Here is a 12,237-nt window from a genome sequence, read left to right as displayed (position 1 = left end):
GGAGAACCCGGTGAACATCAGCGATTCGAGTTTCGAAGAACTCCTCAATGCCCTTCATGACGGGGTGTACATCACTGACGGTGAAGGCATCACGCTCAAGGTGAACCGTGCCTATGAACGCCTCACCGGGCTGGATGGCGAAACGCTGCTGGGCCGGCCGATGCAGGCGCTGGTCAAGGAAGGGGTGATTTCACAGTCCGCTTCGCTGCGGGTGTTGCAGGAGGGCCAGCCCGTATCGGTGATGCAGAGCCTCAGCCAAGGCAAGCAACTGCTGGTGAGTGCTACGCCGATCTTCGATGACGTGCGGCGCATCCGCTATGTGGTGAGCACGGTGCGGGACATGACCGAGCTGCTGCGCATGAAGCATGAGCGGGACGAACTCGCTCAATTCAAACAGCTGCGCAACAGCACTGCCCGGCTGCATGCCGGCCAGCGGGATAACCTGCTGCAATCGTCGATGGTGGCCCATCAGGAGGTGTCGGGACAGGTATTCGCACTGGCTCGGCAAGTGGCCGCCAGCTCAGTGAAGGTGCTGCTGCAAGGCGAAACCGGGGTGGGTAAAACCTTGGTCGCGCAGTTCATTCACAATGCCAGCCCCCGGGCGAAAGAACCCTTCCTGGCGCTCAACTGCGGCGCCCTGCCAGAAAACCTTATCGAGGCAGAGCTGTTTGGCTATGCCCCCGGGGCCTTTACTGGGGCCGGCCCCAAGGGCAAGCGAGGCCTGCTGGAACTCGCCCACCATGGCACCTTGTTCCTCGATGAAATCGGCGACCTGCCGCTGGCGGTGCAAGTGAAGTTGCTCAAGGTCATCGAGGAAAACCGCTTTATCCCGGTGGGCGGGCTGGAGCTCAAGGAGGTGGACGTACGCATCATCAGCGCCACCCATCACGACCTCAAAAGCCAGGTGGCCGCGGGCAAGTTCCGCGCAGACCTTTTCTACCGGCTCAACGTAGTGCCCATCAGCATCCCCGCGCTGCGCGAGCGACGGGAAGAAATCCCTCCGTTGCTGGAGTACTACTTGGCCAGCTTCAACGGCCGCTACGAACGCGAGGTGCAGTTGAGCCTCGAGGCCCTGGATCTACTCTGCGACTACGACTGGCCAGGCAACATCCGGGAGCTGATCAATATCGTGGAACGGCTGGTGGTGACCAACCACACCGGCACCATACAAGCCCTGGACCTGCCCGAAGAGATCCTCCAGCTGTCACCATCAGCCGCCGAAAACAGCCGCCTGCCGCTGCGCAAGGTGCTGGAGAACGCCGAGCGCGCGGCCATTCGCGCAGCGCTGCAGGCACACAAAACCACCCGCCTTGCCGCCAAGGCGCTCGGCGTAAGCCAGGCCACCGTGGTGCAGAAAATGAAGCGCTGGGAACGCTCCGATTAGGATTTCAATCACCGCCGCCGATTTTGATTCGATTGCCAATCGCTGCGGGCCCCTCTGCCGCTTTGCAAAATCCTTCAACTGCTCTAGCCCGGTGCCTGCGCGGGGTTGGCACAGCTTTAGCTAAGTTCATCAGGCACGCTCCCCACAACAACGCCTACAGGACGAGCCGATGAGCCTCTCAGCCTTCAAGATCGCCAATACTCTGATTACCGGTGCCGCTGCGCTGGAACAGCTGCCGGCCGAACTCACCCGCCTGAACGTACGCAACCCGTTGATCGTCACCGATGCCATCCTGGTGAGCTCGGGCACCGTGGCCCTGGCCCAGGCGCAACTGGGTGGGCGCGATCATGGCCTGTTCGACCAGGTCAAGCCCGAACCCGAGCTCTCCATCGTCGAGGACTGCACCCGAGCCTACCGTGAAGGCGGCCATGACGCGCTGATCGCCGTGGGCGGTGGCAGTGCCATCGACATCGCCAAGGGCGTTGCCGCCTTTGCTCACCATGACGGCCCCCTGACCGAGCTGTTCGGGGTAAACCTGGTGAAACGCAAGGGCCCGCCCTTGATCGCCATCCCCACCACCGCCGGCACGGGCTCGGAAGTGACCAACGTGGCGATATTCTCGGACAAACAGGCCCAGCTGAAAAAAGGCATCGTCAGCGATTACCTGCTGCCGGACGTGGCCCTGGTGAGCCCGGTCATGACCCTCACCTGCCCCCGCAGCGTGACTGCCGCCAGTGGCGTGGATGCCCTGGTGCATGCGGTGGAGTCCTATATATCGGTCAACGCCTCGCCCATTACCGACGCCATTGCCCTGGGCGCGATCAAGCTGATCAGCCGGGCATTGCCCAAGGCCTACGCCAACCCTTCCAACCTCAGCGCCCGCGAGCACATGGCCACCGCCAGCCTGATGGCCGGCATGGCATTCGGCAACGCCGGCGTGGGCGCGGTGCATGCGCTGGCCTACCCGCTGGGCGGGCGCTTCAACATCGCCCACGGCGTGAGCAACGCCCTGTTGCTGCCCTACGTGATGGCCTGGAACAAAATGGCTTGCCTGGAGCGCTTCCGCGACATCGCCGAAGCCATGGGCGTGCGGGTCGCCCACCTGAGTGACCAGGACGCCGCCGACCTGGCCGTGAAGGCCATGAGCGACCTGTGCGCAGCTGTAGACATCCCTACCGGCCTGCGCAGCTTCAACGTGCCGGAGGACGCGATCCCGGCCATGGCCGAGGAAGCGAGCAAGATCGACCGGCTGATGCGCAACAACCACCGCAAACTTACTGCCAGTGATATCGAGAAGATTTACCGCAGCGCGTATTGATCGCAGCGCCGCAGGCCTCTCGCCCGGGTTCGCCCGGGCTTCACCCTTATAAAACCAATAAATCAGGTGCCCCTCATGTCCGATACACCGCTTGCGGGCCGCGAAAGCCCTTACATCCCGCTGGGCCCGTTCAAGGTCCGGTTGCCGTTCCTGCATTACAAGCTCGAGATGCCCGACTACCTGCAGGGCCTGCTGATGTGTGCGGTAGACCTTGCGGCGATCCCGCTGATGACCGAGCTGCTGGGCATGCCATTCGAGGTGGCACTGGCGGTGGTGATGCTTAATGGCTTGCTGTACCTGACCCATCACCTGCTGGGCGACCCCACCGTGCCAGGCTGGATCACCCCGGCGGTGCCGCTGCTGATGACCTACTGCGCGCAGTTCCCCATGGGCCCGGAACGGGTGCACGCCTTGATTGCCTTCCAGTTGATGCTGGGGGTGTTTTCCATTGCGCTCGGGGCCACCGGCATGGCGCGCAAGGTGGTGGAATACGTGCCGCCGGCAATCAAATCAGGGATTATCGTGGGCGCCGGCCTCAGCGCGGTGATCGCCGTGTTCCAGGTGGGCGGCAAGTTCAACGTGTTGCCCATGACCATCTCGATCGCGGTGGGCATTGCCTTCTATTTGATCTTTTCCACGCACTTCAATGCGCTCAAGCAGCGCAACCGTTTCTGGTGGAACTTCGCCAAGCTCGGCATCCTGCCGATCATCCTGCTGGCGGTGGTGATCGCGCCGTTGTTCGGCGAAGCGCCGTGGCCGACGATCCAGTGGGGCATCAGCCAACCCGACTTCGCCGGCCTGTGGCATGGCTACACGGTGTTCGGCCTGGGCATGCCACCGCTGTCGATGTTCATTTCCGCCGTGCCCACCATGCTGGCGGTGTACATCATCGTGTTCGGCGACGTGCTGAGCGCCAAGGCCTTGCTTGACGAGGCCGAGACAGTGCGCACCGACGAGGCCGTGGACTACAACCCCGACCGCGCGCACTTGATCTTCGGCGCGCGCAACGCCTTCATGAGCATCTTCGGCCCGGACGTGGCCATGTGCGGCCCCAAATGGGCGGCCATGCTGGTGGTGGTGATCGAGCGCTTCAAGGGCGGGCCCAAGGCGATGAAGTCCATCATCGGCGGCGTTGGGTCTTTCCGCTGGGGCACCAACACGGGCCTGTTGCTATTGCCGGTAGTAACCCTGGTGCAACCCATTCTGGGCGTGGCGCTGTCGCTGACCTTGCTGATCCAGGGCTACGTCAGCGTGCGCCTGGGCATACTCGAAGCGCGCAGCCAGCGCGACCTCGGAATCGCCGGCGTCATCGGTGCGGTGCTGGCGATCAAGGGGGCCAGCTGGGCCTTCGCCATCGGCGTAGTGCTGTGCCTGTTGATCTACGGCAAGGACTTCTTCAAGGGTGAGGTCGACGGCACCTTCAGCAAGGACGCAAAACCTCAGCCTGAGCCCGCCGTGCCTGTGCCCGCTGCTGCCAGGCACGCCCGCGCCGCCGAGCAGGCACTGGCCGACTGAAGCCTGCGAACCCTTGCCGGCGAGGGTCGGCAAGGGATCGTAACGGCCGCGCTACGCAGTCACCGCCGGTGGGCTATGCTGCTGCGACCACTGACCGGAGCGAGCGCTGTCGTGACCACTACCCCAGCAACCTCTTCTTCACGCGCGGGCGCCGTGCTTTGGCTCACCGGGCTGTCTGGCGCAGGCAAAACCACCCTGGCCGAAGCCGTGGCCGAGCGCCTGGGCGCTGCGGGTTACCCGTGCTACCTGCTCGATGGCGACCGGCTGCGCACTGGCCTGAATGCCGACCTGGGGTTCAGCCCCGAAGACCGCAGCGAAAACGTGCGGCGCACCGCCGAGGTGGCCGCGCTGTTCGCCGATGCCGGCCTGTTGTGCATCGTGTCGCTGATTTCGCCTTACCGCGCGGACCGCGAGCGCGCCCGCAAAGCCACGCCCCGCTTCCATGAGATTCACGTGGCCGCCGACCTTGCCACCTGCGAACAGCGAGACACCAAAGGCCTCTACCGTCGCGCCCGCGCGGGTGAGCTGCCCGCCTTCACGGGCATCAGCGCCCCGTACGAAGCGCCGACATCGCCGGAGCTACGCCTGGATACCCACCGTGAAAACGCCCAGGCGAGCGTGGAACGTTTGTACCGCTACGTACTCGAGGCGCTACCGCTGGCCCGTCAACAAAGCGCGCCGCTGGATGTACGGCACGAACAGGCGCTGCACCTTTACCGTAACGGGCAGGTGCCTGAGGCCTTGCAGGCCATGGCACGGCTGATCGAAGAAGCCCCCAACGCGCCGCTGCTGCACAGCAACCTGGCCGAAATGCTCCGCCAGCAGGGCCAGCCCCGCCCGGCCGTTGCCCATGGCGAACGCGCGGTGGCCCTGGCGCCCGCGCTGGCCTCGGCGCACAGCAACCTGGGCCTGGCCTGGTTCGACCTCAACGAACTGGACCGCGCCGAGGCCTGTCACCGCGCCGCGCTGCAGTTGCAGCCCACCATGGTGCCTTCGCTGAACAACCTGGCCAGTATTGCCCACGCCCGCGGGCAGCTCGAAGCGGCTATCCATGGCTACCGCCAGGCACTGCTGTGCCGGCCTGACTACCCCGAAGCGCTGTCCAACCTGGGAACTGTGCTGATGGAGGCCGAGCGCCTGGACGAAGCGGTTCAGGCACTGGAACAAGCCACCGAACTGGCGCCCACGTCCGCCGACGCGGTGTGCAACCTTGGCCTGGCACGCCTTCGCCAGGCTCGCCCGGCACAGGCCCGGCCCCTGCTGGAACATGCCCTGCAATTGCGCCCTACGCACATCAAGGCATGCGCTGGCCTGGCCCGTTGCCTGGCCGAACTGGACCAGCGCGAGCAAGCCTTGCAACTGCTGCAAGCCGGGCTGGAGCGCACGCCGGACAGCGCCGAAGCCTGGTGCCAACTGGGCACGCTGGCGGCCGAGGCAGGCGAACCGCAGCGTGCCGAAGACGCGCTACGCAGGGCGCTGGATTTGCAACCAGGTTTCCCTGAAGCCTTGGTGGGGCTGGCCAGCCTGGCGCTGGAGCGCGGCCATCAACCAGAAGCCGTCACGTTGCTGGAGCAAGCGATAGGCCAGGCGCCGGACAACCATGGCGCTCGTTATCACTTGGCCCAGGCACGCAAGGCCGGGCCAGGGGACGACAACCTCCAACACATGGAAACGCTGCTTGCCGGGGCCGCCCAAGCCAGCCCCGGCCGGCGTATTGCCCTGCATTACGGGTTGGGCAAGGGCTACGACGAACTGGGCGATTACGCCCGTGCCTTCGCCCACTTCGAGCAAGGCGCTCGGCTGAAACGGGCCACGTTCGACTACAGCAGCGAGGCGGATGAAGCGCGCATCGAGGCGATCATCCAGCACTTCGACGCGCCGCGCCTGCGCTCACTGGAAGGCCAGGGAGACCCGAGCGACTTGCCGATCTTCGTGCTCGGCATGCCACGCTCTGGCACCACGCTTACCGAACAGGTGTTGGCCAGCCATCCACAGGTAACAGGGGCCGGCGAGCTGCACGACCTCATGCAGTTGCTGCAAGCGCCGCTCCCCGGACAGCGCCCCCTTCCCTACCCGATGAACCTGGTCCCGGCCAATGCCAGTGACCTGGCCGCGCTGGGCCGCGACTACCTCACCAGGCTGCGCCGCCACGGGCCACAAGCACGGCGGATCACCGACAAGCTGCCAGCAAACTACATGGGTGCCGGGCTGATACCGGCAATGTTGCCGAACGCGAGGATCATCCACGTGCGACGCGACCCGGTGGACACCTGCCTGTCATGCTTCACCCGGCTGTTCAGCGAACATCAGGAAGCCACCTATGACCTGGCTGAACTGGGGCGGCATTACCGCCACTACGCCCGGCTGATGGACCACTGGCGAGCCGTAATGCCGGCCGGCAGCCTGCTGGAGGTGCGCTACGAAGACCTGGTGGCCGACCTGCCTGGGCAAACGGCACGCCTGCTGGAGTTCTGCGGCTTGCCTTGGGATGACGCGTGCCTGGCGTTCCACCGCAACGAGCGCAACATTCGCACCGCCAGCGTGACCCAGGTGCGCCAACCGCTGTACAGCTCATCGGTGGAGCGCTGGCGCAATTACGAGGCCTACCTTGGGCCATTGCTGGAGGCCTTGGGCGACTGCCGCTGAACACCCACCCCAGCCGGCTCAGCGCCAGTCGTCGAACACCCAGCGGTCGGGCTGGTCGTAGCCGCCGCTGCCACGGTGCATGGTCACACCCAGAATGCGCATGGCGAAACCGGCGGCCAGCAGGTGCTGATAGGCGTCCCGGCGGCCAGTGTTCACGCCAAGCATCACGCTGCGCTGGCCGTTGGCGACGGCGAGTGCGTCACAGGCGGCCAGCAAGCGGTTCATTCGAGCCGGTGCCTGATCGCCCCCGCGCACCGCAGCGAATTTCACATAGCACACCCCGTCGCCGGCCTCGCTGTGGGGGCCAAAGTGGCAGGCCGCAAAGGCTTCGAGCTCGCCTTCGGGTGACTGCAGCAGCAGGTTGGCGCCCAGCTTGAGTTGTTCCACCGCCAGCAGTTCACCGCGCACATCCAGGCCTTCGGCGATACTTTCAGTAAGGCCCGCGCAGGCCTGAAGCACTGATTCGGTCAATTCAACCGCCGGAATTGTATTGCCGGGCTGCACGGGGGTTACTGCCCGTTCCATCACGGCAGTCAGCGCCTGGGGCCAGAAGCCGAAGCCCTGATACAACCCCAGATGGCGCGGGCTGTCCGGGAAGGTGAACAACCCGGCATGGCTCACGCCCCAGGCGTCCAGTTGCCCGCTTACCGCGGCCATCAACGCCTTGGCCACCTTGCGCTCCCAGAACGCCGGCCGCACCGCAACGGGCCCCACCACGGCATGGCTGCCCCATCGGGCAACGCCTGCCACGCCGGCGAGGGTGCCGCCCAGCCGGATCTTGAACCAGGCCGTATGCGGCGCGCGCCAACGGCCTTCAACATAGTCCCGGTCGTTCCAGAACTCCCCGGGCGCCGCTACCCCCATGAAGGTGGCAAACGCCTCGCGCACCACTTCCCGTGCCTCGGGCAGGTCGGCTTCAAGCAAAGGCTGGATAAGGAAGTCGGACATGAAGGCCTCGGTTGGGCAATGAAGCGCGAACGATACCGTGGGAACAAATCCCCTGCAAAGCCATGGGGCCGAGGCTATCGAGGGACAGGCCATGCGGTTCTTGATCGAAATATCCCGACCACCGGCTCGAACCTTTTGGTTTTCCACCGTTCTATCCTTACACACTCACACGGAGGTGGCGCATGGCCGCACTTCAATCGAACATCGCAGGCTTGAACTTCGCACTGGACGCGATAACTGCCTGGGAAACGCATTGGTCGCTGCGCGACGATCGCCTGACGTGCCGCCATTGCGGTTCCAGCCAGGGCCGCTGGCAGAGCCGGCAACCGTTCCAGCATCGTCGCGGCTGTGATGGCGAGTTGTTTGCCGATGAGATGCCGTGGGCATCTGTGCCCGGTTGGCAAGGTTGAGTTGATACCGCGGTAATCTCCTCGATTCATAGCGGCATACCGCTGGCGTCAAACGCGCTTCCCACCGCAGGAAAGCGCCGCTTGTCCGTGCCTGAGATCAGCTGAATGTTTCAGCTTTGACACACCTTCCGCTGCTGACTATACCCAAGTCCTCTCTACAACATCGGCGACGAGCCGGGGGTGGGCCATGGTACGGAATAACCGGAACGGGCAGTGCAGTAGGGGCCTGGGCGACCTTCACACACACCACTCTCCTCGAACCCTGGCCTGGGCAATCACCCTGGCAATCGGCGGCCTTGCGGCACAGCCGGCGCTTGCGGCATGCGGCAGCGCCGGCACTACCGTGATCGGCGGCGCGGCCAGCGGCCCTTGTGTGGTGGTGGCCGGGAGCATCCTTAAGGTCACCAGCACCGGCACCCTTGGCAGCGGCACTGCCGCCGGGGCCAGCGGCAACAAGGTCAATGGCAGCCTGCAGATCCTCAACGCCGGCACGGTGCGGGGCAAGCCTGCGATCTCACTTACCAACAGCTCCATCAACGGCGGCATCACCAACTACACCAGCGGCACCCTGGCAGGCGCGGCCACCAACGGCACGGCGGTGCTGATCGACAGCACGCGCCTCAGCGCAGGCATCACAAACAACGGCAAGGTCCAGTCCGGGTCGGCGTCCGGCAATGGTATCGACATCGAAGCCAGCATCGTTGGCGGTATACGCAATCGCGGCCAGATCGACGCAGCCGTGTATGGGCTGCTTGCCTTGGAAACCACCGTCAACGGGGACGTAAACAACAGCGGCAGCATAAAGGGCGACGTGGTGGGTGTGGCACTGAACAACACCATCGTGCATGGCAGCGTGTTGAACACCGGCATGGTGAGCGGGGGGCAATATGGCCTGGCGCTGACAGGCACCCGGGTGAGCGGCGACGTGCGCAGCACCGGCACGCTGCGGGGTAGCTCCGATGCCCTGCGGTTGGTGAACACTAATGTCAGCGGCAACATCCTCACCCAGGGAACCATCACCTCCGAGGGCACCGGGGTGCAGCTGTCCGGCGGGCGATTGGCCGGCAACCTGGTAAACGAAGCCGACATCACCGCTGTCGCAGGCATATTGGTGAGCAGCAACGTGCGCGGCAACATCGTCAATAGGGGCACCATCGTGGCTTCCAGCAGCGCGCTGGCCCTGTACAACGCCATGGTGAGGGGCACAGTGCAGAACACTGGCAGCCTGTCGCTGGAAGGGGGTACGGTTCAGGCTCCGGATATCCCACAGGCGGTGCTGGGGGTTCATGGCGGTTCAACGATCGGTGGCCTGTACAGCACCGGGAGCATCACCAGCACCGACCGTATTGCGGTACAGGTCGACACAGCCACCGTGGGCAGCCGTGGCATCAGGAACGTGGGCGGCACCTGGAGCGGGCGCACCGGGTTGTTCCTGGACAACAGCCGGGTGGCAGGCAGCGTCATCAACACCGGTACCATCGCAAGCCTGGCGGGTATGGAAAATGCCGCCGGGGTGAGGGTTCGCGCAAGCCAGATCGAAGGCAGCTTAAGCAATGCCGGCACCATTACCGCCGTGGAAACGGCATTGAGCCTGGACAACAGCGGCATCGGCGGCAACCTCAGTAACAGCGGGGACCTGCGCGGGGTCAACGGCTTGCGCATGGAAGACACCAACGTGGGCGGGAGCCTGCTCAACAGCGGCAACGTCCAGGCTGACGGCACCGGCATCGCCCTCCTGGGCAGCACCGTGGAAGGCGACATCGACAACAGTGGCGTATCGTTCGGCTGGGACAACGGCTTGCGGCTCAGCGAAAGCACTGTTTACGGAGTGCTACGCAACAGCGGCACGCTGCAGGCGCATACCTACGCGCTGAGTGTGCGAGGCTCATTCATAAAAGGCGGCATCGTCAATTCCGGGCACATTGAAGGCCCGGCGGGCGTGGTGGTAGGCAACAGCCGTATCGGCAGTTTCGACAACCGCGGGATGATCCAGGGCGGCGACGACGGCGTGCTCACCATAGCCAGCACCCAAATCAGCGGCGACCTAAGCAATAGCGGGCAAATCCGCTCTGATCCCACCTCGCCGTTCACCGTGCTGCTGGTGGATACCCAGGTGGGTGGGCGCCTGATCAACAGCGGCACGATCGCCGGGCAGGCGGGCATCTATCTGCGCAACAGCGACATCACCGGTGGCATCGATATCAGCGGCCCGGTGCTCGCCGACCCGATCAGCGAATACGCGGTGAACATCGACAGCGACTCCAGCGTGCCGCAGCTGCGCATCAACGGGAAAGACACCGCCAGGTTCAGCGGCGCGGTTAGAGCATTGGCCACGCCGGTGCTGGTGACCTCGGGTAGCACCTTCACCCTGCAGGATGGCAACCGCTTCGAGGTACCTACCTTCGAAAACCGCGGCACCCTGGCCATAGCGGCTCAAGGGCCGGACCCGGATGACCCCAGCGCACCGGGCCACAGCGCGGTGGCTACGATCCAGGGCAACTACCTGCAAGCCAGCGGCGCCACCTTCAGCACCCGAGTGCTCGACGGCACGAACTACGGCCACCTGGTGGTGAGCGGCACGGCCACCCTGCCCCACCTGGCCAACGTGTATGTGAACGTGGCCGCCCCCTCGCAACCGTTCACGGTCAGCAGCCTGAGCAATGTGATCTCCGCAGGCACCTTTGCCTCCGATGGCACCTATAACGTGACCAGCAATTCTCAACTGTTCAACTTCACCGGCGTGAAAGACGCCAACACCCTGGACCTGAACCTGGCCGCCAAAAGCCCTACGGGTGTAAGCGATGCCTTGCAAGGCAATGCTGCCGCCCAAGCCGCCGCTCGGGTGCTGGACAGCCAATTGGCCAAAGGTACCGGCAGTGAACTGTCGAGCTACTTCGTGAGCGCCACTTCCAGCGCCGAGGTGGCACGGGCTTTGAGCCAAAGCCTGCCACTCACCAATGCCCTGCCCGCCAGCCAGTTCATGCTTGAGCAGATCACCGACACCCTGCGCGAGCGCCTGGCCGAATCGCCCATGCTCGGCACCCGCTTCGCGCAGCCGCGGGGCGGGGTATGGATCAAACCCTTTGGCGCACGTATGGCCGACAACCAACGCACCGCCGGCGATGGTTTTGCGGCGAATGTAGGCGGCACGCTGTTCGGCGCCGAGGCTGTGCTGTCGCCGGCCACGCGGTTCGGCGTGGCCTTTGCGTACGGCAACAGCGAGGCTACTGATGCAGGCGCCAGCAGTGGGCGCAACAACCAGCTGGAGCTGTATCAGTTCACCGCCTACGGCAGCCACCTGCTCGACGATGTAACCGAGCTGAGCGTGCACATGGGCATGGGCCATAACAAGAGCGACGGCCGCCGTACCTTGAACTTCGGCGGCAACAACACCCAGGCCAGCGCCAGCGTGGACAGCCAGATCCTCACCAGCGGCGTGGCGCTGTCGCGGCGCTTGCCGCTGACCGAGGCAACAACCGTTACGCCGGCCCTGAGCGCCGACTACACCCGGGTACAGGACGACGCTTACCGAGAGAGCGGAGCCTCCAGCATTGCGCCTTTGCTGTTGGACGTAAAAGCTCGCACCACAGACCAGTTACTGCTGGGCTTTGATACCCGCGTAAGCCACGACCTGGCGCCTGGCATTCAGCTCAAGGGCAAGCTAGGCGTCGCTTATGACGTGTTGGACGAAGGCAACGTCGTCACTGCGGCGTTCGCCGGCGCGCCCAGGCAGACATTCCGCACGCCAGGCAGTGATCTGGGCCCGTGGGTGCTGCGTGGCGGGCTGGAATTTGCCTCGGTGAGCCGTGGTGGCACCAGCGTGTCGTTCTCCATGGACATGCAAACTCGCGCCGGGTACACCGAGCAAACCGGGATGATGCGGGTCAGCGTGCCGTTCTGAGGGTCTTTTGTGTGAAGGCCGGTGCCGGTTCGGGGGCTCTGCCGGAAGGCCGCCCCCCTCCTACAGGTCAGCGGCCGGGCCGTTGATTGCGCGTGGTGGCGATGCAGGTAAGATG

The 12,237-nt window shown here is 64.7% G+C and carries 7 protein-coding genes; 6 read left to right on the top strand and 1 reads right to left on the bottom strand.

What is annotated here, in order from left to right:
- Positions 1-10 precede the first annotated feature (10 nt).
- The 4 genes from LG385_RS06940 (at position 11) to cysC (ending at position 6,863) form a co-directional block, all read left to right on the top strand.
- Positions 11-1,384 (top strand): sigma-54 interaction domain-containing protein, encoded by a 1,374-nt coding sequence (locus tag LG385_RS06940; protein WP_225773523.1) that lies wholly within the window; start codon positions 11-13, stop codon positions 1,382-1,384.
- A 169-nt stretch (positions 1,385-1,553) separates the two neighbouring features.
- Entirely contained in the window at positions 1,554-2,702 is a 1,149-nt protein-coding gene (locus tag LG385_RS06935; protein WP_225773519.1) for an iron-containing alcohol dehydrogenase, read from the top strand.
- Between the two features lie 75 nt (positions 2,703-2,777).
- Positions 2,778-4,217, top strand: coding sequence for a hypothetical protein (locus LG385_RS06930; RefSeq protein ID WP_225773517.1), 1,440 nt, complete (start codon positions 2,778-2,780; stop codon positions 4,215-4,217).
- Positions 4,218-4,328: 111 nt separating this feature from the next.
- Positions 4,329-6,863 (top strand): adenylyl-sulfate kinase, encoded by a 2,535-nt coding sequence (gene cysC / locus LG385_RS06925; RefSeq protein WP_225773514.1) that lies wholly within the window; start codon positions 4,329-4,331, stop codon positions 6,861-6,863.
- 18 nt (positions 6,864-6,881) lie between these two features.
- Here the strand turns inward: cysC and LG385_RS06920 are convergent, their stop codons facing one another.
- Positions 6,882-7,811, bottom strand: coding sequence for a GNAT family N-acetyltransferase (locus tag LG385_RS06920; RefSeq protein ID WP_225773512.1), 930 nt, complete (start codon positions 7,809-7,811; stop codon positions 6,882-6,884).
- A 182-nt stretch (positions 7,812-7,993) separates the two neighbouring features.
- Between LG385_RS06920 and LG385_RS06915 the strand changes: the two genes are divergently transcribed.
- Together LG385_RS06915 and LG385_RS06910 are read left to right on the top strand one after the other, a co-directional pair.
- The gene (locus tag LG385_RS06915; RefSeq protein ID WP_225773510.1) at positions 7,994-8,221 is read left to right on the top strand and encodes a hypothetical protein; all 228 of its coding nucleotides are present in this window, start codon (positions 7,994-7,996) and stop codon (positions 8,219-8,221) included.
- A gap of 187 nt (positions 8,222-8,408) precedes the next feature.
- Positions 8,409-12,122, top strand: a complete 3,714-nt coding sequence (locus tag LG385_RS06910; RefSeq protein ID WP_225773508.1) for an autotransporter outer membrane beta-barrel domain-containing protein — start codon at positions 8,409-8,411, stop codon at positions 12,120-12,122.
- Positions 12,123-12,237: the final 115 nt, after the last annotated feature.

It is taken from the genome of Pseudomonas sp. Marseille-Q5115 (assembly GCF_916618905.1).
Taxonomy (GTDB): Bacteria; Pseudomonadota; Gammaproteobacteria; order Pseudomonadales; family Pseudomonadaceae; genus Aquipseudomonas; species Aquipseudomonas japonica_A.
This window is presented reverse-complemented; position numbering and strand designations above follow the sequence as displayed.